This is a genomic window from Fibrivirga algicola (assembly GCF_011742925.1).
GTDB classification, from domain to species: Bacteria; Bacteroidota; Bacteroidia; order Cytophagales; family Spirosomataceae; genus Fibrella; species Fibrella algicola.
Genome location: NZ_WAEL01000002.1, coordinates 95523 through 117473, shown reverse-complemented (window position 1 = coordinate 117473; position 21951 = coordinate 95523). Strand labels below are relative to the sequence as shown.

17 protein-coding genes are annotated in these 21951 nt (G+C 53.1%); 10 read left to right on the top strand and 7 right to left on the bottom strand.

Going from position 1 to position 21951, the window contains the following annotated elements:
- Positions 1-61: 61 nt before the first annotated feature.
- Positions 62-2422 (top strand): outer membrane protein assembly factor BamB family protein, encoded by a 2361-nt coding sequence (locus tag F7231_RS05760; RefSeq protein ID WP_166691254.1) that lies wholly within the window; start codon positions 62-64, stop codon positions 2420-2422.
- Between the two features lie 16 nt (positions 2423-2438).
- On the opposite strand, the gene F7231_RS05755 is transcribed toward F7231_RS05760, so the two are convergent.
- The 3 genes from F7231_RS05755 to katG all read right to left on the bottom strand — a co-directional run bounded on the left by F7231_RS05755 (position 2439) and on the right by katG (position 6681).
- Positions 2439-3539, bottom strand: coding sequence for a medium chain dehydrogenase/reductase family protein (locus tag F7231_RS05755; protein ID WP_166691253.1), 1101 nt, complete (start codon positions 3537-3539; stop codon positions 2439-2441).
- Between the two features lie 100 nt (positions 3540-3639).
- On the bottom strand, positions 3640-4242 hold the full coding sequence (locus tag F7231_RS05750; protein WP_229369680.1) for a Crp/Fnr family transcriptional regulator: 603 nt from the start codon (positions 4240-4242) through the stop codon (positions 3640-3642).
- Between the two features lie 162 nt (positions 4243-4404).
- Positions 4405-6681, bottom strand: coding sequence for a catalase/peroxidase HPI (gene katG, locus F7231_RS05745; protein ID WP_166691252.1), 2277 nt, complete (start codon positions 6679-6681; stop codon positions 4405-4407).
- Between the two features lie 370 nt (positions 6682-7051).
- On the opposite strand from katG, the gene F7231_RS05740 reads away from it, so the two are divergent.
- From F7231_RS05740 to F7231_RS05715, 6 genes are all read left to right on the top strand, one after another.
- The gene (locus tag F7231_RS05740) at positions 7052-7582 is read left to right on the top strand and encodes an RNA polymerase sigma factor (RefSeq protein ID WP_085415101.1); all 531 of its coding nucleotides are present in this window, start codon (positions 7052-7054) and stop codon (positions 7580-7582) included.
- Positions 7566-8417: a zf-HC2 domain-containing protein gene (locus F7231_RS05735; protein WP_310589283.1), complete on the top strand. Its 852-nt coding sequence runs from the start codon at positions 7566-7568 to the stop codon at positions 8415-8417. Before F7231_RS05740 ends, F7231_RS05735 begins: the two co-directional genes overlap by 17 nt.
- Before the next feature lie 171 nt (positions 8418-8588).
- Complete coding sequence (locus F7231_RS05730) at positions 8589-9446, top strand: DUF4097 family beta strand repeat-containing protein (RefSeq protein ID WP_166691251.1); 858 nt, start codon at positions 8589-8591, stop codon at positions 9444-9446.
- A 5-nt stretch (positions 9447-9451) separates the two neighbouring features.
- The gene (locus F7231_RS05725) at positions 9452-10360 is read left to right on the top strand and encodes a DUF4097 family beta strand repeat-containing protein (protein ID WP_166691250.1); all 909 of its coding nucleotides are present in this window, start codon (positions 9452-9454) and stop codon (positions 10358-10360) included.
- A gap of 158 nt (positions 10361-10518) precedes the next feature.
- The gene (locus tag F7231_RS05720) at positions 10519-12876 is read left to right on the top strand and encodes an ABC transporter permease (protein ID WP_166691249.1); all 2358 of its coding nucleotides are present in this window, start codon (positions 10519-10521) and stop codon (positions 12874-12876) included.
- A 153-nt stretch (positions 12877-13029) separates the two neighbouring features.
- Complete coding sequence (locus F7231_RS05715) at positions 13030-15450, top strand: ABC transporter permease (protein WP_166691248.1); 2421 nt, start codon at positions 13030-13032, stop codon at positions 15448-15450.
- Here the strand turns inward: F7231_RS05715 and F7231_RS05710 are convergent.
- The 4 genes from F7231_RS05710 to F7231_RS05695 form a co-directional block, all read right to left on the bottom strand.
- Positions 15433-15864 carry a putative toxin-antitoxin system toxin component, PIN family gene (locus F7231_RS05710; RefSeq protein ID WP_166691247.1) on the bottom strand — a complete coding sequence of 144 codons (432 nt, stop codon included), beginning with the start codon at positions 15862-15864 and terminating at the stop codon, positions 15433-15435. The genes F7231_RS05715 and F7231_RS05710 overlap by 18 nt on opposite strands.
- Entirely contained in the window at positions 15857-16054 is a 198-nt protein-coding gene (locus tag F7231_RS05705) for a DUF8507 family protein (RefSeq protein WP_166691246.1), read from the bottom strand. Before F7231_RS05705 ends, F7231_RS05710 begins: the two co-directional genes overlap by 8 nt.
- 317 nt (positions 16055-16371) lie before the next feature.
- Entirely contained in the window at positions 16372-17301 is a 930-nt protein-coding gene (locus tag F7231_RS05700; protein ID WP_166691245.1) for a DUF5677 domain-containing protein, read from the bottom strand.
- A 153-nt stretch (positions 17302-17454) separates the two neighbouring features.
- Positions 17455-18567, bottom strand: a complete 1113-nt coding sequence (locus F7231_RS05695) for a Gfo/Idh/MocA family protein (protein ID WP_166691244.1) — start codon at positions 18565-18567, stop codon at positions 17455-17457.
- A 307-nt stretch (positions 18568-18874) separates the two neighbouring features.
- Between F7231_RS05695 and F7231_RS05690 the strand changes: the two genes are divergently transcribed.
- The 3 genes from F7231_RS05690 to F7231_RS05680 all read left to right on the top strand — a co-directional run bounded on the left by F7231_RS05690 (position 18875) and on the right by F7231_RS05680 (position 21813).
- Entirely contained in the window at positions 18875-20506 is a 1632-nt protein-coding gene (locus tag F7231_RS05690; RefSeq protein ID WP_229369678.1) for a two-component regulator propeller domain-containing protein, read from the top strand.
- Between the two features lie 462 nt (positions 20507-20968).
- The gene (locus F7231_RS05685) at positions 20969-21289 is read left to right on the top strand and encodes an ArsR/SmtB family transcription factor (protein ID WP_085412452.1); all 321 of its coding nucleotides are present in this window, start codon (positions 20969-20971) and stop codon (positions 21287-21289) included.
- Positions 21286-21813 carry an SRPBCC family protein gene (locus F7231_RS05680; protein WP_166691243.1) on the top strand — a complete coding sequence of 176 codons (528 nt, stop codon included), beginning with the start codon at positions 21286-21288 and terminating at the stop codon, positions 21811-21813. Before F7231_RS05685 ends, F7231_RS05680 begins: the two co-directional genes overlap by 4 nt.
- The last annotated feature ends 138 nt before the right edge of the window (positions 21814-21951 follow it).

Sequence of the window (21951 nt, the reverse complement as noted above, 5' to 3'; positions counted from 1 at the left end):
GGCGGTGGGGAGATATAAGAGCGCGTTGCTTTTTAGCTGAAATAGCCCCTGCCGTATTCCCATGAAAATCATAGCACTACTCACTGGTATCTCGATTTTTTATCTACTTTCTTATCCGGAATTAATCGCGCAGCAGCGTGTGCAGAAGCCGAAGTTAGATGCTCATGCTGGGGTGTTCACGAAGAAGCAGGTAGAGCAGGGGGGCGTTTTATTTACGACACATTGCGCATCCTGTCACGGGCGGGATCTGCGCGGCACCGAGGGGGGGAATGCACTGATGGGCGATCGGTTTGTGGCCAAATGGAGCGGTAAATCGCTGGGACAACTGTTCGAACTGACTCGGTCGACCATGCCGAAAACCAACCCGCATTCGCTGGACAATGCCTCGTATGCCGCGCTGGTCGCTTTCATCCTCAACACCAACGGATTTCCGGCGGGCGACCAGCCGTTAACGGCCGACAAAGCAGCTTTGGCGCGGGTGCAGATGGGCACGCCGCCGCCCGTGTCCTCGCGGGTCAGCATGCGGTTCACGCCCGCGCCCTACAACGCCAAACTCACCACGATCGAGGGCGACTGGCGGCAGCACCGGGGCGATTATGCCAGTTCAAACTACTCGCCGCTGGCGCAGATCAACAAAGAGAACGCCAAAAACCTGAAGATCGCCTGGCGGTGGAAAACTGATAATTTCGGCCCTAGTCCCGAGTTTTATTTCAAGTCGACGCCCCTGATGGTCAACGGGGTCTTGTTCACCACGGCCGGTCTGAGTCGGACGGTAGCCGCCATCGACGCCGAAACCGGGGAAACGCTCTGGACATTCCGGTTCGACGAAAAAGAGCGCAAGACCTACGTACCCCGCCAGAATTCGGGTCGGGGTGTAGCCTACTGGACGGCTCCCGATAAGGGACAGGACCGGGTCATCTACATCACACCCAGTTTTCAACTAGTGGCGCTGAACGCGAAAACCGGACAGCCGATCCCCGATTTTGGCGATAGCGGCGTGGTTGATCTGAAGAAAGGATTAGACCAGCCGGTTGACCCGCTCACGACCACGATTGGCTCCACATCGCCGCCCATTATTGTCAACGATGTGATCATCATGGGCGCGTCGTTTCCGGTTGGGCTGGCGCCCGTCTCCAAAAATCAGGCGCGGGGCGACATCATGGGGTATGACGTGAAAACCGGGAAGCGCCTGTGGATTTTCCATACCATTCCGCAGCAGGGCGAGGCCGGGAATGAAACATGGGAAAAAGAAAGCTGGCGCTATACTGGCAACACCGCCGCCTGGGCACCCCTCACCGCCGACCCTGAGCTTGGTTACGTGTACTTGCCACTCGAAGCCGCCACGGGTGATTTCTACGGTGGCCATCGACCCGGCAACAACCTCTACTCGCAGAGCTTGGTTTGTCTGGATGTGAAAACGGGCAAAAAAGTCTGGCATTACCAGCTTATTCACCACGACATCTGGGATTATGACCTGCCCGCACCACCCATTCTGGCCGACATTCGGGTGGATGGTAAGCCCATAAAAGCGGTGGTGCAGGTCACCAAACAGGCATTTGCTTTCGTCTTCGACCGGGTAACCGGCAAACCTGTCTGGCCTATCGAAGAGCGCCCCGTTCCGAAAAGCGATGTGAAAGGCGAATGGACCTCACCCACGCAGCCGTTTCCGACGAAACCCGCCGCCTTCGACCGGCAGGGCTATTCAGACGATATTCTGGTCGATTTTACGCCAGCTATTAAAAGGGAGGCGTTGAAAATTGTCAGCCACTACAAGAGAGGGCCGCTCTTTACGCCCGTCAGTACCTACAAGCCGCCTCATAACCTGGGTACATTGCAACTTCCCGACGCGGTGGGTGGCGCGAACTGGCAGGGCGGCGTGGTTGACCCAGAAACGGGTATCCTTTACGTGTCGTCGAGTACGGTTATCCGGCCCATGAGTCTGGAAGCCGCGCCTGATCTGTCGGATATGGATTACGTGGCCTATATGGGTAACGCCCGCATCGGCCCGTATGGACTACCCCTGGTGAAACCGCCCTACGGTCGCATCACGGCCATTGACCTGAACACGGGCGACCACAAATGGATGGTCGCCAATGCCGACACGCCCAAGTGGGTAACCGACGTACCTGCGCTGAAAGGCCTGAAGATTCCCCGCACCGGTTTGCCCGATCGGGTGGGCATGCTGGTGACCAAAACGCTGCTATTCGCCGGTGAAGGAGCGGGCCTATACGGGTCTGATGGCGGGGGCGGCAACAAGTTCAGGGCCTACGACAAAGCCACCGGTGCCATCGTTTCCGAACTTACCTTACCCGCCAATCAGGCTGGCTTACCCATGACGTATTCGGTGAACGGCAAACAGTACATCGTGGTAGCCGTCGGCGCCATCGGCCACCCCGGCGAACTGGTAGCGCTGTCGCTTTAAAAAGAACCAGTGAACACTACTTTTTATGGGTCGGAAGTAAAATCACTTTGCCGTATACCGTTCGGGATTCAGCCAGCTCCATGGCCACGCGAATCTGTTCCAGCGGAAACCGGGCGGCGATTTTAGGGACCACCACGCCACGGGCAAGCAGGTCCATCAACTGGGCGAAGTCTTCCTGCATGCGGGATAAAAATGCCTTGCTTCCTTTGCCACTCCAGATATTGTAGAACGTAGCCCGGCGACCGTTGGGCAGTATGTTATACCAGATTACCTGCGCCACTAGCCCAATGAATTTCAGCACAACTGAATCTGTACCGTTTTTGGCTGAAGCAATGGCCAAACAGATCAACGTGCCCCCGCGCTTCAGCAATCCAAAGGAGATGGTGGCACTCGTTCCACCCACATTGTCAAAGGCGGCATCGACGCCGTCGGGCACCAGTTGCCGAAGGCGCTGGGCCAGATTGGGGTCATTGTAGTCAACGGGCTCCACGCCCTGCGCCCGCAGCGTGTCGTGATGGCGGGGCGATGCCGTGCCAATGACCCGGACGCCCGCATGCAGGGCCAGTTGTACCAAGATGGTCCCCACTCCGCCATTGGCACCGTGTACGAGGATGGTTTGTCCGCGCTGAATTCTGGCGTCGCGGTGGAGCATCTGCCAGGCCGTGATGCCATTCACCACCAGCGTTTCGGCTTCAGCTGGGTCAATGCCGTCTGGAACGGGCAACAGGATATCGGCCGACAGCAGCGCATAGGTGGACCAGCCCCCGGTTTTGGTCAACGCGGCGACCCGTTTGCCGATTAGTGAAGGGTCAACATCAGGACCAGCCAGCACCACCACGCCCACCAGGTCGTAGCCTGGCACAAACGGAAACGCGGGTTGGCCAGGGTAGCGGCCCCGGCGCATAGACTGCTCGGCAAATGAGATACCGGAGGCTTCTACCTGAATGAGTACCAGACCGGCTCCCGGGGCGTCGAGCGTGCGGTTATGAAGCATAAATCCGGCTGGCTCGACCACGCCTGGAAGCACAACTTCCCGGCTGATAATGGCACCGCAATGAACGGTTGAAGGGATCGCTGCGGAGGCAGCTTTTCGGGGGGCTTCTGTGAGCGTCGACATAGCATTGTATGTTTGTATGCTACAAAGCTACCGGCTGGCCAACCCCCGAAACGATAACAAAAGATAAGAACGGCGCGGGCTGTCTTGCCCCGGTCAAAACTCACTTTTGGCTAACGCGGTTGCGAATGCGACTCAGGCTAACGGGCGTAATACCCAGGTAATTGGCGATATAATGCTGCGGAACCTTCTGGAGAAGCGCTCGTTGGTTACCAGTCAACAGATCCAGGTAGCGTTCTTCGGGGCTACGCGTCAGCAGGCCTACCATCCGTTCTTCCAGCGAAACCATGATGTACTCGGCAAACCGTCGGCCAAACAGTTGCCAGCCATCATACTGACTAAACAGTGTAGTTAGCGCCGTGTAGGGGAACGCAAGACAGGTACTATCGCTGAGGGCTTCGATGGTAACGAGCGACGGCTGGCCGGTCACGCAGCTCATGTAGGCACCCACCAGTTGGTCGTCAAGAAAAAAGTAGGTCGTTCGTTCGTCGCCATCCTTCATATAGAACTGACGGAACAATCCATCGAGAACGAAGGCTACCTGACTGGCCATTTCGCCCTGTTGAATCAGGCATTGATGTTTCCTGAACGTACGGATAGACAGGTGCGGAACCAGGGCATTCCACTCATCATCGGTTAGCGGAGCAAAGTAGCTGATTTGCTGACGTAGCCGTAAAGCTGCCTGGCTGAGCGCATCGATCATCATAGAAATTATTGATAGTCAACGTATATTGATAGTATTCACTGGCTAAATACGTTCTTGAGTTGCTGTAGCCAACATACTAACACAACAAAAGAGGTGGCCTGTTACCAGACCACCTCTTTTTACTGCACAATGAACGTAGTACCTGAATGGTCAGGTGGATAACTAGACTAAATCATAGCGACCCAGGTTCATTACTTTAGTCCAGGCGGCTACGAAGTCACGCACGAATTTCTCCTGCGAATCGCCGCATCCGTACACTTCTGCGATAGCACGCAGTTCTGAGTTCGACCCGAAAATCAGGTCGACACGGGTACCTGTCCATTTGAGTTTACCTGTCTTCCGATCGCGACCCTGGAAGGTATCCCTGGCGTCTGAGGTTGGGTTCCAGGTAGTGTTCAGGTCAAGCAGGTTCACAAAGTAGTCGGTCGTGAGCGACTCCGGACGTTCGGTGAACACACCATGCTGCGAGTGATCGAAGTTGGTGTTCAGTACGCGCATACCGCCGATCAGCACCGTTAACTGAGGCACGGTCAGCGTCAGCAGTTGGGCCTTGTCGATCAGCATATCTTCAGCTGGCGACTTGTGCGAAGCGTTCAGGTAGTTACGGAAACCATCGGCTCTGTGTTCCATCGCCTGGAACGACGTCACGTCAGTTTGCTCCTGCGACGCATCGGTCCGGCCGGGGGTAAAGGGAACTGTCACGTCGTGACCGGCATTCTTGGCTGCCTGCTCAACGCCAACACCGCCAGCCAGTACAATCAGGTCCGCTATCGAAATCTGCTTGTTGCCAGTCTGCGCGCTGTTGAACGATTGCTGAATGCCTTCGAGGGTCTTCAGCACGGTAGCCAGTTGAGCGGGGTTATTGACTTTCCAGTCTTTCTGAGGAGCCAGCCGCACACGACCGCCATTCGCGCCCCCCCGTTTGTCGGAGTTACGGAACGTCGAGGCTGAAGCCCAGGCCGTTGATACTAACTGCGATACCGTCAGACCCGAAGCCAAAATCTGGTCTTTCAGCGTAGCAATATCTTCATCCGTTACCAGATCGTAGGTACGGGCTGGCACAGGGTCCTGCCAGACCAGTTCTTCAGTTGGCACTTCCGGACCAAGGTACCGTTCAATGGGTCCCATGTCGCGGTGTGTCAGTTTGAACCAGGCACGGGCAAACGCATCGGCAAACTCATCGGGGTTCTCGTGGAAGCGACGCGAAATTTTTTCGTAAGCTGGATCGACCCGCAATGATAGGTCGGTTGTCAGCATAGTTGGCTGATGCCGTTTGCTTGGGTCATGGGCATCGGGTACGGTACCGGCACCTGCTTCATTTTTCGGTTTCCACTGATGGGCTCCGCCGGGGCTCTTGGTGAGTTCCCAGTCGAAGGCAAACAGGTGGTCGAAGTATTCGTTGGTCCACTGCGTTGGCTTGGTGGTCCAGGTAACTTCCAGACCGCTCGTGATGGTGTCGGCACCGTTGCCTGTACCGTACGAGTTTTTCCAGCCAAGCCCCATTTCTTCGATAGCAGCACCTTCCGGCTCGCTGCCAACGTATTTGCCTGGGTCGGCGGCTCCGTGGGTCTTACCAAACGTGTGACCACCAGCGATCAGGGCCACCGTTTCTTCGTCGTTCATGGCCATCCGGCCGAAGGTTTCGCGGATGTCATACGCGGCGGCCAGCGGATCAGGATTTCCTGCCGGACCTTCCGGGTTTACATAAATAAGGCCCAGGTTGGCAGCCCCCAGCGGTTGCTCCAGATTCCGGGTACCATTGCTGCTGGCATAGCGAACTGTGTCGCCCAGCCACTCCGTTTCCGAGCCCCAGTACACATCTTCTTCGGGTTCCCACATATCTTCGCGGCCACCACCGAAACCAAACGTTTTGAAGCCCATCGACTCCAGGGCGCAGTTGCCGGTCAGGATCATTAAATCGGCCCACGAGATTTTTTTGCCGTATTTCTGCTTGATGGGCCACAGCAACAGCCGAGCCTTGTCCAGATTGGTATTGTCGGGCCAGCTGTTGAGCGGAGCGAACCGTTGCATGCCTGAGCCGCTGCCACCCCGGCCATCGCCGATGCGGTAGGTACCGGCGCTGTGCCAGGCCATCCGAATAAAGAACGGACCATAGTGACCAAAGTCGGCAGGCCACCAGGATTGTGAATCTGTCATCAGATTGACGATGTCCTGTTTTACGGCGGCCAGATCGAGCGACTTGAACTCCTCGGCGTAGTTGAAGCCTTCGCCCATCGGATCAGATAGCGACGAATGCTGCCGGAGGATATTCAGCTTAAGTTGGTTAGGCCACCAGTCACGGTTTCTGGTGCCTCCACCCGCACTTTTATTCAGTTCACCGCCCAAAAACGGGCATTTGCCCACCGTGTTTACATGGCTATCGTCATTAACGTCCCATACTGATGGGTCCTGCGTTTCCTGACTTCCGATTTTTTCCATTGTAGTTAAATTATAGTGTTTCGACTCTCAAACTTACGTTAATCTTAGCTATAGATTTTATTTATAGTTTTTATGCGCTAATAAAGAAAATCTATAACGTCTTATTCGCACCGCTAACGCGGTAATTGTCAATGGGTACAGGAGCCGACTTGCAGAAACAGATTAGCGATTTCTAAGCTGTTGCGATAGGGCAACCTCGGCCTTATACGGACGGATAAAAGATATAAAGGTGCGCAGTCAGCGCCTTTAATCCAGTCGTTGTAAAAATAATCGCTTTCCTCTGTAACCTTGCTCAACTTCGGCGGTTTCCACGTCAACTTCCTAAACACCACCCTGTACTCGCTTGAACGCACTGACGGACAATGCACTGATGCTCAAGGTTAAATCGGGCGATCTGAGCCGGATGGGCCTGCTCTTCGAGCGGTACCACCGTGAACTCTTCGGATTCCTGTACCACATGAGCAGCCACGCCGACGCCAGTGAAGACATGGTGCAGACGGTGTTCTACCGGATGCTGAAATACCGCCACACGTTTACCGGCGACGGCGAATTCAGAACCTGGATGTACCACCTGGCCCGCAACGTGCTGATCGACTCGGCGAAGCAAAACAAACGGTCGGCGCAGCAGTACGATGTGCAGGTCTACGCCGAACGAATCGGCGGAGGGCCACTGGCCGACGAGTCGTTGCAGAAAGAACAGGAGGTGGCGCTGTTACAGGAGGCATTGGGTCGGCTAAGCGCTGATCATCGGGAGGTGCTGGTGATGAGCCGGTATCAGGAGTTGACGTATAATGAAATTGCCCGGATTCTGGACACTACGGAAGGGGCCATCAAGGTTCGTGTGCATCGGGCCATGAACGAGTTAAAGAAGATCTATCTGAACAGTGAATACGAACGATAAACCCATTTCCTGCGACGTGCTGATCAGCCACCTGCCGGGCTGGCTGACCGACGATCTGTCGACAGCCGATCGGGCGGCCATTGAAGCGCACCTGGCTGGTTGCCCTGCCTGTCAGCAGGAACTGGCCACCAGTCGGCAGCTCTGGCAGCAGATGAGCTACGTACCTACGCCCCAACCCGGCCCCCAGGTACGTACCCAGTTCTACGCCATGCTCGACCAGTTCGAAGCCGACGAAAAAGAAGCGCAATCAGGTGCTGGCAGTAAGTGGTCAGGTACGTTGGCATGGATTCAGGCGCAGTTTTCGCCGAAGCTGGTTCTGCGGTTAGCGTACAGTGTATTGCTGCTGGGCGCTGGCATCGGGGTTGGCTACTGGGCACAGCGCCAGCGAACGCCGGAGGTCGCCTATCAGCAGCGGGTCGACACGCTGACGGCGCAGGTGCAGGAAATGCGCCAGATGATGATGCTTTCACTGCTCGAAAACCCGTCGGCCACGGAGCGGCTGCGGGCGGTGAGCTACACGAAAGATATTGACGATGCAGACACGCATGTGATCGATGCGCTGCTGATGACGCTGAATAACGACCCAAACGTGAATGTACGGTTGGTGACGCTCGAAGCCCTGGCTGATATGGCCAAAGATGCCCGGGTTCGGGAAGGCCTGGTGCAATCGCTATCGAACCAGGAATCGCCGCTGGTGCAGGTGGCCCTGGCCGATGTGATGGTGAAGTTGCAGGAAAAGCGCTCGCTGAAACCGCTTCGGCAGCTGCTAAAACAGCCGGGCACCAATGAACTGGTGAAAACCAAACTGGAAAAAACAATTCGACAATTATCGTAGGCGGGAGGCAGGGGGCTTGGAGCTTGGGGGTGCTTCGCGTGCGGTCCCTGAGCCTGTCGGGGACGCCTAGTCGAAGGGCCGCGCGTCAGCAACCTAACTCGCGAAGCAACCCCAAGCTCCCCGCCCCAAGCCCTACGCCACTCTTTCATTCATTTTTTAACTCTCTGACTCATGATCAATCTATTTTTCCCCCTGCTTATGGGGCTCGTGATTTCCTGTGCCCAATCGGTGGCGCAGACGACTGAAGACAAGGAGCATATCAGCAAGGAATTTTCCCTGCCAAACAGCGCCAACGCCAGCGTGCTGGCCATTTACAACATCAACGGCTTTATCAAGGTCGAGGGCACGTCGGGGAGCAAGGTGGCCTTCGAGGTCGATAAGCGGATGACGGCGAAAACCGCCGACGTGCTGGCGGCGGGCAAGAAGGAATTCAAACTCCAGTTCGAGCAAAAGGGCGATACTGTGTTTGCCTACATCATCGAACCGTTCGATTCGCGGCCAAACCGGAACAGAGAACGTAACAATCATGTCGACTATGACTTTACGCTCGATTTTACGGTGAAAATTCCGAAGGAGATGAACATCATTGTCTCAACCATCAACCGGGGTGATGTCACGGTGACCGATGTGGCGGGCGCCTTGAAGGTCAGTAACATCAACGGTGCCATTAAAATGACCAACGCCCGTGGCAAGACCGAAGCGCGGACGATCAACGGAAACGTGGACGCTAACTACCCGGCTACCCCGCCCGACCAATCGTCGTACTACACGCTGAACGGCAACATAAACGTGACGTACCCAGCCAATCTGTCGGCCGATCTGCGGTTCAAAACCTTCCAGGGCGAGTTCTACACGGATTATCCCGAGACGACCATGCTGCCGGTCGAGGTGACGAAAAACAAGGAGCAGAAAGGCGATAAGACCGTCTACAAACTCGATAAATCAACGGCCATACGGATTGGGAACGGAGGCAAAGTCCTGCGATTCGAGACGTTCAACGGCAATGTGTACATTAAAAAACAATCATGAAGTCAATGACTAGGCTACTAACCACACTTGCGTTGCTTGCCCTGACGGCCACAGCGCCCCTCTTTGCCCAAAGCGACCTAAAAGAGCAACTTGTTGTGCCACTGACCGATCCCGGCAAACCCGGTTCAATGGAGGTTACGCTCATAAACGGATCCATTCACGTGGTTGGCTATTCGGGAAAAGACATTGTCATCGACGCTACCTCAGGTACGGCAGGGCGGGCAGCATCCGGCAAAAATCGCCAGGGGCAGAATGAGCGGCTGAACGAAAACCTGAACATGAACTTAAATGTGAACGTCAACACAAATCGTCGGGATGATGGCCGTTTGTCTGAAGGAATGCGGCGTATCACGCCCAACAGTGCCTTTGATCTCACCGCCGAGGAAAAGAACAATGCCGTGAAAGTGAATTCGGGAAGCCTCCAGAAAGCCGTGAACCTGACGATCAAGGTGCCCCAACGGTTTTCGTTGAAACTGCACACGATCAATAACGGCGACATCACGGTAGAAAACGTAACGGGCGAGCTGGAAATCAGCAACATCAACGGTGCTATTGAATTGACGAATATCAGCGGATCGGCGGTGGCGCAGACGGTGAATGGTGATCTGAAAGCCATATTTCGGGATGTCGACAACAAAACGCCAATGGCCTTTTCGACCCTGAATGGCAAAGTAGACGTGACCTTTCCGGCGTCGGTGAAAGCCAATGTGAAGCTGAAATCAGACATGGGTGACGTGTACAGCGACTTCGATATCGACGTTGACAAGAGCCAGCCCAAAGCTACGCGTTCCAACCAGTCGGGTATGTACCGCGTCACGGTCGACGACTGGGTATACGGCAAAATCAACAACGGCGGCCCTGAGGTAATGATGAAGACCATGCAGGGTAGTATCTACGTCCGCAAAGCGAAATAGGAGTAGGCGCGGGCACCCCTACGCAACGTCCAACCGGATTTCTGCATCCTTGTAATGAATTGCCTGCTCAATCGTCTTGGTGAAATGGATGGAAACACAGTGGTGGATCGCCGCTGTGTTAAGCCTTCCTTCTCTCTTTCCTAAACCTCCTCTACGTTATGTTCCGTAATTACCTCAAGATCGCCTGGCGCAACATTGCCAAAAGCAAGACGTTTTCGTTCATTAACGTGCTGGGACTGGCCCTGGGCATGACGTGCAGCCTGCTGATTCTGCTATGGGTGAAAGACGAACGGAGCATCAACAAATTCCACGAGAACGGCCCGCGTCTGTACCAGGTATTTGAAAATCAGAAGTGGACGGGTAACGAAGTCAGCACTACCTCAGCCACGCCGGGACCGCTGGCCCCCGCGCTGAAAGCCGAGATTCCGGAGGTTGACAAAACGGTAAAGATCACCTGGGAAGAGGAACACCTGCTGGCGGTGGGCTCAACAGCGTACAAAGAGAAAGGACGCTACGCCAGCGCCGATCTGTTTCAGATTTTTACGTTTCCGCTCAGCCACGGTAACCCGAAAACGGCCATTACCGGCGCTACGTCCATTGTCATTTCGGAGAAAGCCGCGCTGAAATTATTTGGCAAAACAGACGTGCTAGGGCGCATCATCAAGTTCGACAATAAGGAGAACAGGCAGATAACGGGCGTCATGCGCGACATCCCCGAAACGTCGACGCTGAAGTTCGATTTCGTGTTGCCGCTTGGTCCCTATGAAACGAAAAACGAATGGCTGAACAAATGGGACAACAACGGCATCCGCACGTTTGCGCAGCTGCACCCAACCGCCAGTCTGGACCGGGTGAACGCCAAGATTCTGAACATGGTGGAGCAGCACAAGAAGGAGGTGACCACGATTACCACCTTCCTGTTCCCGTTTGAGGACACGTACCTGTACTCGAAATTCACCAATGGGCAGCGCGACGGCGGGCGCGTTGAATACGTGCGCCTGTTCACCATCGTGGCTATTTTTATCCTGATCATTGCCTGCATCAATTTCATGAATCTGGCCACCGCCCGGTCGGCCAAACGGGCCAAAGAAGTGGGTATTCGTAAAGTGGTTGGAGCTGAACGCATGTACCTGATTGGGCAGTTCGTGGGCGAAGCGGTGCTCACGGCGGGCATGGCGCTGGTGTTTGCCGTAGTGCTGGTACAACTCTTGCTGCCCGCCTTCAACCGCCTGACCGAGAAGCAGATCGCCATTCAATACAGCAACCCGTTTTACTGGCTCACCCTGCTGGGACTGGCGCTGGTTACGGGCATTGTGTCGGGTAGTTATCCGGCCTTGTTCCTGTCGTCGTTGCAGCCGGTCCGTATCCTGAAAGGCACATTGCGGTTCAACGCCGGGGCTATTCTCTTTCGGCAGGGACTGGTCGTTTTCCAGTTTGCGCTGTCGCTATTGCTCATCATCGGTACGCTGATCGCTGGTCGGCAGGTCGATTTTATTCGGACCAAAAACCTGGGCCTTGACCGCGAAAATGTGGTGTACATGGCGTTGGAGGGCGATTTGCCGAAACGCTACGAGTCGTTCAAACAGGAGCTGCTGCAATCGCCCGGCATTCAGGATGTGAGCGCATCGGGCTCTGACCCGATGGATATTGGCAACTCGACCATCGGTGTGGAATGGACTGGCAAAGACCCGGCCGACAAGACGCTGTTTACCCAAATGCCGGTCGGCTACGATTTTCTGAACACCATGAAAGTGAAGCTGCTCGACGGACGCGATTTCTCGAAAAGCAACGTTACCGACACCACCAATTACCTCGTCAATGAAGAGGCCGCGCGGCGGATGGGCATGAAAAATCCGGTTGGTCAGTACCTGAAGTTCTGGCAGAAGCCGGGTAAGATCATCGGTCTGGTGAAGAACTTCCACCTCAACTCCCTGCGCGTGGCTATCGAGCCGCTCATTCTGCGCCTCGACACCACCTACAGCAGCACCTTGCTGGTACGTACCCGCGCTGGCCAAACCGAGAAAGCGCTGGCCAGTATGCGGCAGCTGGCGAAGAAGTACAACCCGGCCTACCCCTTCGATTACCAGTTTGCCGACGACAGTTTCGAGAAGCAATACAAAAGCGAAACGCTGATTGGTAAGCTGGCCAACTATTTCGCTATCCTCGCCATTTTTATCGCCTGCCTCGGCCTGTTCGGATTGGCCATGTTCACGGCTGAGCAGCGTACCAAAGAGATCGGCGTTCGTAAAGTGCTGGGGGCCAGCGTACCAAACATCGTGGCGTTGCTGAGTAAAGATTTTCTGCGACTGGTACTGATCGCTATTCTGCTGGCCTCGCCCATTGCCTGGTACGCCATGAGTCAGTGGCTGCTCGACTTCAAATACCGCATCAACATCGAGTGGTGGGTCTTCGCCCTGGCCGGTACGTTAGCCATTGCCATTGCCCTGTTAACCGTCAGCTTTCAAAGCATCAAAGCCGCCCTGACCGACCCCGTGAAGTCGCTGCGGAGTGAATAGGCTGAGGGCGTGGGGCTGAGGGCTTGGGGTGGCTCCGCGAGCTCGTTGCTCAGGTACGTTGTCTGCGTTGTCACTCGCCACAGGCAAGCGACAACGTACCTAACCCCCCCCCGCCCCAAGCCCTTCGCCCCCTCCCCTTAAACCCCTCCCCTCATGCTCCAGAACTATGTTAAAATCGCGTGGCGGAACCTGCTGCGCCACAAGGCTTTTTCGGCCATCAACCTCGTTGGGCTGGCTATCGGTATGGCAGCCTGTCTGCTCATTTTGCAGTATGTTGCCCTTGAACTTAGCTTCGACAATTTCCATGAGAAAGGTGACCGCATTTACCGCGTCCGGCAGGATCGGTACGACGCCGGAAAGCTGAGTACCGAGTGGGTATCGGGTGCGTATGCGGTTGGTAATTCGTTTAAAGATGCCTTCAACGAAATCGAGGAGTATGTAAAGGTAGTCGGAAGCGGGTCGGTGGTGGCCGAGGTGCAGGGCGGCGAGCAGGTGAAAATCGAGAAGGTGTATTTCGCCAGTAAAGCGTTCTTCACCGTGTTTTCGTACCCACTGATTACCGGTGACGCGCGCACCGCCCTCACCGAGCCCAATACGGTCGTGCTATCGGAAACAATCGCGACCAAGCTGTTCGGGACGGCCAACCCGCTGGGAAAAACCGTGCAGGTAAATGGGAAGCAAGCCGTGAAAGTGACGGGTGTGTACCGCGACTTTCCCGTCAATTCGCACATGCGGCCCGATCTGCTGCGCTCCTATGCCACGTACATCAAGGATATGGGCCCCGACAATAATCCAGAAACAGCCTGGACTTGGGACGGTTGCCTGACGTACTTGCTGCTCCGCCCCGGCACCGATCCGCAGGCGCTGTCGGCCAAGTTCCCGAGGGTTGTCGACAAGCTGGTTGGCGCTGAGCTGAAGAAATACAATGCGGCGGCGATCTACACCCTGCAACCCCTGCGCGACATTCACCTGTATTCGCATTACATCGGCGAAACGGAACCGAATGGCGACGGCAAAACAACGTACCTGTTGCTGGGCATCGCCTTTTTTATCGTCATCATTGCTTGGGTAAACTACGTGAACATCGCCACGGCGCGAGCCATCAACCGGGCCAAAGAAGTAGGCGTTCGGAAGGCCGTGGGCTCGCAGCGAAGTCAGTTGGTAAAGCAGTTCATGATCGAATCGCTGCTGCTCAATGGGCTGGCCGTGGTGCTGGCGTTTATCCTGGTGCTGATCACTATTCCGGCGTTTAACAGTTTGTCGGGTCAGCACCTGACGTTTTCGTTGCTGGCCAGTGCCCGCTTCTGGCTGGCGTTGCTGGGCCTGTTTGTGCTGGGTACGTTCCTGTCGGGCATGTACCCCGCTTTTGTGCTGTCGGGATTCCGGCCGGTAGTGGTGCTTAAAGGCAAGATGGTCAATACAAGACAGGGTATTCTATTGCGGAAAGGGCTGGTCGTTTTCCAGTTTGGGGCGTCGCTCTTTTTGCTGGTGGGCACCATGGCCGTTTTTCGGCAGATCCAGTTCATGCGGGAGCAGAAGCTGGGGCTTAATATCGACCAGACGCTGGTGATCCGTCCGCCGATTGTCCGTAATGATTCGACCTATATGAGCCAGATGAAATCGTTTAAAGACGAGCTGCTGCGGCAGTCAGCCATTCGGAGTATCACGGCCTCCACGTCGATTCCCGGCGAGCCGGTAGGCTGGAACGCGGGCGGTATTCGCCTGAAAGGGCAGGACGAAAGCAAGGCCAAACAATACCGCGTCATCGGCGTCGACTACGATTACATGAACGCCTACGGCCTGAAACTGGTGGCGGGTCGCAACTTCGCCAAAAGCTTTGGCACCGATCCGGCGGCGGTGATCTTCAATAAAATGGCCATTGCCCAGCTCGGCTTTCAGAACCCGACCGACGCCATCGGCAAAGAGATCGAGTTCTGGGGCAAGACCTACACCGTCGTAGGCGTGGTGGATAATTTTCACCAGCAATCGCTGCGTGAAGCGTTCGAGCCGCTTATTCTCCGCCTGATCCCCGACGTGCAGGGCTTTTTCTCTGTGAAGATGGTACCCGCCGAATCCGCCAAAACCATCGCGACGCTACAATCGGCCTGGAACCAGTTTTTCCCCGGCAACCCGTTCGAGTACTTCTTCCTCGACGAGCATTTCGCCGACCAGTACCGCGCCGATCAGCGATTCGGACAGGTGTTTGGCTTCTTCACGGCGCTGGCCATTCTGGTGGCCTGTCTGGGTTTGTTCGGGCTAGCCTCGTTCACCACGGTGCAGCGCACCAAAGAGATCGGCATCCGCAAAGCACTGGGTGCGTCGGTGGGGGAGATCCTGCAACTGCTCTACCAGGAATTCGCCGTACTGGTTGCCATCTCGTTTGTCGTGGCGGCACCACTGGCCTGGTTTGCTATCACCAACTGGCGATCAAGCTACGCCTTCCGGGCCAACCTGAACGGCTGGCTATTCATCGTTCCGTTCGTAGCCGTGCTGGTCATCGCCTTGCTAACGGTCAGTTTCCAAACCATCAAAGCCGCCCTGATGAACCCGGTCAAATCATTGCAAAGCGAATAACGACTTGCATTGATTCTCGAATTCCTCGTATTTAAGGACTGAAATGGGCGGAAACTCATTGATTACCAACCCGCGTAGATGCCGATCGTTACTGATGATGTGGTCGGATTGGCTGGCGAAATAGCAGTCGACGAATTTGTTGTCGTCTTTGTCATTTTCTACCAACTGCCAGAGAAACGATGGGTTGATCAGCGTGACATTGGGAAGCAAAAGCAGGTAGTCGAGTGACACTTCCGTTCGCTCGATACCGTATCGTAAGACGACCTGCTCATGGTATTCTGTCAGTATTTCATTCGATAACGCCAGATCGAATTTTCCCTGAATCAGTGCCTCATATATCCAGTGGTATTTATACTGCGGAGCTAGTGAGACCATAAACACGTTCGTGTCCAGAATCAACCGTAGCTTATTCATTCAACCAACGGTCAAGATCAGCTTCAGTAATGCCTTGCTCATCAACCGCTTGCCGAACCTTGCTGACGACCTTATCGGAGAAAAAGGTAGCCAACAACGTCCGTACTGCCAGAAGATCTTCATCGCTGGGTTGAAACGAGTACACCTTGAGCAGTTCAAGTTGTAGCGGACTCAATTTGGAGGTTTGCATACGTATTGACCGTTTATCAAAGATAACCAAAATGGAGATTCATCCTGTTCCTGCTTGTATCGCCAGTCGCCTGGCGCGATGTCAAATACCGCATCGACATCGAATCGTGGGTCTTCGCCCTGGCAGGACGTTAACAATCAAAGGGGGCCTAATGAACCCGGTCAAATCATTGCAGAGCGAGTAAGGGTAGGGCAGAGCAGAGCAGAGGGGGTGGGGCCTGGATAGCTCTGCAACAGATAATCGTCATAACCGTCACCGCCTGCACCCACCCCCAAATCGACCTGATTAAGTAGGGGACCTTGATTTAGTTAATTCGGTTAAGAAAGATGTATAAGTGGATCTTTACTACATATCCTAAGGTAAGGCTCTCTTATTGTCTTGTACCAATTTAAGAAATCACTTTTTTTATTCGATATTCTTTTATCAACATAAAGCTCAAACATCATTAAAGAAAGAGTAAGGACCCACTGACTAACCGCTTGAATATTTTGCGGTGTTCTCAATTGGTGAATTTCAGACGTTCCGTCTTGAGCTACGCTAACTTTACCTTGAAAAATATCTGTACTATGAATTGGTCCTGACCAATCACGGTAAAAAACATCGTACATGACCATCAGATTTAAATGATCTGCCATTCGTTCCATATCCTTTGGACCGTTGAAAAGCCTATACCAAGCAGGATTGGCCGTTCCCGCTGTTTTTAACAGCTGATATTCTCGCTCTGCTTTCTGATAATGAGGTTTTTGAAATACTGATTCAAGGCGAGCTTTTTCAACTTGCAGTTCAGGGAACGTTTGTAATTGAAGACTACTGGCTAATTTGTCTTTGCTCAATTTACTTTTGAAATGCTTACCTATTGCGCTATCAGGGTCGCCTCGTTCAAGTGCTTTTATTTTTTTATGCATTGTCCAGACCATAAAAGCCATGCACCTATCTTCTGTATCTGCCTCGAGCATGTATGCAAGGCTGAAATAAGATTCTAACATACCTCTCAGAAGAAGTTTGCAAGGGTCAATAGATGACTTTCCTATTAGGATTGCTGTTGAATCGGCTAGTTCTAAAAAGTGCCGATAAGTCATCATAATGGGTGCATTAAATTCTTCAACTCTTTTTACATCAATATCCCACTTTAAAATATTAGTCCCAAAATCAACGAAATTATCAATAATCCTGCTCAATTTCTTCACCAAATCTTCAACGTTTGGGTCAAGAGTTCTTGGTATAATGTCTTCAACTGCTTTATACATATTGGGGTTAAGTATATATATTAAATATAAATGTAATATGAAAGGATAACGTTCTGTTTACAATATCCTTCATGGTCGTATAAGTGTGTGTATCTTCCTAATCGGTAAATGACTGAATGGAAAACCCAACAATCCTCAGCAGAACGTACCTAGCTATCCGATTAACACTTTCTTGCCGGTGTTGGCGGCGCGGTATATGGCTTCGATGACGCGCATGTCTTTGCGGCCTTCTTCACCCGAAATGTGCGATGGTATTGGTTTGTTGCTCAGGATGTGGCTGGCGATATCGTCAAGTTGGGCGGCTTGCTGGTTGATGACAGGGAAATTGAACACGTTCTGGCTGGTTTTCCCCGCAAACGGGCCGTAACTCAGGGCTGGGCTTAGCTCAAACGTACCTTCATCGGCCGTGGCAAAGAAGCGGTCGATGTTGCAGTTCGCGGTGGTGGCTGAGGTGCAGACGGCCCCACTCAGGAAGTACAATTGCCACATGATGTTCTCCTCCACTTCCTTGAATCGGTCGGGCATCGTCACCGGGCCGTATTGCGCGGTTACCGCTATGGGTTCTTCGCCCAGTACGTACCGGCTGCTCTGCACGCAATAGACGCCCAGGTTCATCAGGGGGCCGCCACCCGCCATGGCTTTGCTTAGATGCCAGTCGTCGGCGGGGATGCCCGCCAGTCGGTAGCCAAGAGCCGCTTCAATGAAACGTACCTGGCCAAATACCTTTTCCTGTCCCAGTCGTTTAAGCTCCATGTGGTGCGGTTCGTAATGCAGCCGGTAGCCAACCGCCAGTTGTACGCCCGCTTTCTGGCAGGCGGCTATCATTTCCTGGCAGTCGCGTTCCGTAAACGCCATCGGTTTTTCCACGATCACGTGCTTGCCGGCGTTGGCCACCCGAAGCGTGTATTCCTTGTGCATCCCGTTGGGCAGGGTGATGTAGACCAGATCAATATCTGGGTTATTGGCCAGTTGGTCGAGCTGCTGATACGAGTAGATGTTTTTGTCTTGCAGGCCAAGTTCGGCTTTCCATTTCGCCGCTTTGGCCGGTGTACCCGTTATTACGCCGTTGAGCTGGCAATAGCGCGAAGCGGCAAATCCGCTTTTCAGCACGTTGGCGTAGCGTCCCAGTCCGCAGACCGCCACGTTCAGTTTTTTGGTCGGCTCCGGCTGGTCGAAGGCCGACGCCATGAGGGTAGGAGAGAGCGCCGAGGCGCCGATGCCGAGACCAAGATTGCCGATGAATGAACGTCTGGAGAAAGTAGCCATGTTGCCGCGTTTAGGCCCCAAAGTAGGCGAGCCCGGCTGCTTCATCCAATGAATAAAAGGCCTAAAGGCGATTATGGCCGGTGAATGGCAATCGTGCTGTAACAGGTAGAGCGCGAGGTCAGGCGAAGGCACTTTTGGGTGCTTGCATAAAACTCGCTCCGCGCTGTACCGTATAGCCAATTAAAGGCCGAAGTTCATAGCCGTCTGTAAACGCAGATTTTACGTTTCGTTTACATTCTTTTACAGGCCGCCAACACACCTCAATCAAAAGACGTGTAGGTTTGCTGACATCCTTACAAAAAGAGAAATGGCTACACTCATGCACGTATATGCTTTGTTCCTGGTGTTTGTTTTCTGCACTTCCTGTGGACAAAATCAGGCAAGCGTACCAAAAGATACCATCAAGTCTGAAATTAAAGATATAGGGCCTAACATAATGGCTCGTACTATAAAAAAAGGCAGGAATGGCACCATGTTGATTGCTGGCCCGAACAACGCATCATTTGGCGATGTTTTTCGATATGATGGAAAATCGTTTATTAATCTTACCCGTAAACTAGGTCAGCACAGATTCCTTGATGTTCTGGAAGATCGACGGGGAAATACCTGGTTCGCTTCTACTGATTCAGGCGTGTACTATGACGATGGAAAATCCGTTCAACATTTTACGACCACGGAGGGTCTTGCCAATAATCGAGTTACGTCTATTTATGAAGACAAGGCCGGCATTATTTGGTTCGGTACGGCACGTGGACTAAGCCGTTATGATGGGAAATCGTTTCGCAATTTTACATCGCCGAACGCCCCGCTTTTTTTTAAAGAAGCGGAGTTGAATAATGATATTAATACGCTCATCGAAGATAAAACAGGGAAATTGTGGGTTGGCACCAGGGGCGATGCTTTCGTGTATGACGGGAAGAAATTCACCACGTTAACCAACAAGGGCGAACCCTTTCTCCAGGTTTCAGCTATACTGGAAGATAGCAAAGGCGCTATTTGGCTCAGCGGTGCCAATGGCTACAAAGTAGGCCGAACCGCTGGCCTCTGGCGCTACAACGGTGGTACCTTTACGCAGGTATCGTATAGGGGTGCTTATGCGATAATCCAGGACAAAAAAGGAAATATCTGGACTACTGGTCCGGTAAACCCGGCTAATCCGACGGTCCAGGCAGTTTCTCGTTATGAGGCAGCGTCCTTGTCTATTGATAAGCCTACTGTAACCGAAATCAGGTCGGGAAGGGCTTTTTTCGGGATTTCGGAAGCGAACGATGGAAGTATTTGGTTTGGCGATGCGACCGGCGTGTATCGGTTTGATGGAAAGACCATCACGGACTTTTATAATAAAGGAGGGCAGAAAAAATATAGCATCGATACGAAGCAAAGCGTTGTAGTATGGAAAGGGTCTATGCTGCTTGGTGGATGGGACGGTTCGAAGTTTCTTGGCGATGGTACCACTACAGGAGACGTTGACTTAGTAAAAGGAGACCTGTTGATCGAAAACCGTCAGCTGGTGGGCGGCTCAGTTGACGTCGACATGAATACAATTGAAAACTTTGACGATCAACGTTCACGCAATAGAGTACCACCATTTTTTGATGTCAAAAAATTTCCTGTTTCTACATTTGTCATTACGAAGGTTGACACAGGAAATGATGGAAATACGAAAGTTCCAACTGATGGAAGTATACGAGTTACAACTGAAGGCAATATAAAAGTTACAGGGAATCTGACTATGGAAGGTATCACGAAGGCAGTTACTTTTCCAGCCCAAATGTATTTTTTGGACGGAATGGACGGAACTGTCGAGATGAATGGAATGCTGGTCGTTGATCGGACAGATTGGGGTATCGATAATGGATCAGAAAAGCACTTTTACAAGTCTGGTAATGCAATTTTGGACGACATTAGGCTCTTTATAAAAATTGTAGCAAAAAAATAATAGCTGAATTAGGTAGGGATTCTATTGCCGGAGGAACCGCCCGGCGGCCCGGAAAGAATTACGCTGAGGTTTTGAGTTACCTGTTGGCCGACGGCTTTTCTCATAAAAATAGGCAAGAACAAAAAAAGCTGACACCGGGCGCTTCGACAGGCTCGGCGTCAGCTTTTTTTGTTGCTAGCGACGATGCCTACGCTGATGAAACTGACCGCGCGGGTGGCCCCGTTTGAGCACCAGTCACTGACCCGTTTTGCCCAAGTCAACCGGCTGGCCCTTACATCGTTCCACCTGCCAAGTGATCGGTGCGGTCCGTCTAGGAAAAAGGGCCCCGTTTAGGGACGCACTGAGACGGTTACATTCGGGCTCGCTTTTTACCGAATAGAAAATACTGAGAATTTATTGTGAAACCGATTGGTTGCGCGTATATTTGCAACCGATCGGTTTCGTTAATCGCGCACTATACCAATGAGGAGAGACATTTTTCAGGCAATCGCTGACCCAACGAGGCGGGCCATTATTGCCTTGATCGCTTTACAGGCAATGACCCCGAACGACATTGCCGACAACTTCAACACAACCCGGCAGGCGGTGTCGAAACACCTGCGCATTCTCACGGAATGCGAATTGGTAAAACAGGAGCCTCAAGGCCGAGAGATCTACTATTCGCTGGAGATCGACAAACTGAAAGAAATAGACAACTGGCTGGCCCAATACCGGACAATCTGGGAGACCCGGTTTAATCAACTTGACGAAATATTAGCAACAATCAATCAACAGAAACAATGAACACCAATCTACTATTCGATTTTACCGTTGACAAGCCACAAAAAACGGTATACATCAACCGGGAATTTGCGGCTGAACTCCCGCTGGTTTGGGATGCGTTCACGAAACCCGAATTACTGGACCAATGGGTAGCCCCCAAACCCTGGTCATCCAGGACAAAGTACATGGATTTCAAGGTGGGTGGCCGACGGTTTTACGCGATGGTAAGCCCGGAAGGGCAGGCCCGCTGGTCGACTCAGGAGTTTACATCCATTACTCCGAAGACCAATTATAAAATGTACAATTCGTTTGCCGACGAAAACGAAAACCCTGAACTGCCGGGTTCTGAATGGGATACGACGTTCAGCGAACGAGACGGTATCACCACCGTGCGTATTGTCATAAAAAATGAATCGCTGACCCGCCTGGAGCGCATGATTGAGATGGGCTTCGAACTAGGCTTTAAAATGTCTATCGATAACCTGGAACAACTGCTGGCCGACCTATCGAAACAGCCGCAGACGGAAAATGCCCGGTCCCATTGATCGTAGGGTGGCTGCAATTGAATCCGTTGTCTACTTTAACAGAAAGGCGGAGGTAGCAGCAGATGCTGTCGTTAATTCGTAGTTGGTGAATGTCAAGCCAGAAAACAGCGGAAATCTACGATAACGTACCTGAACCCA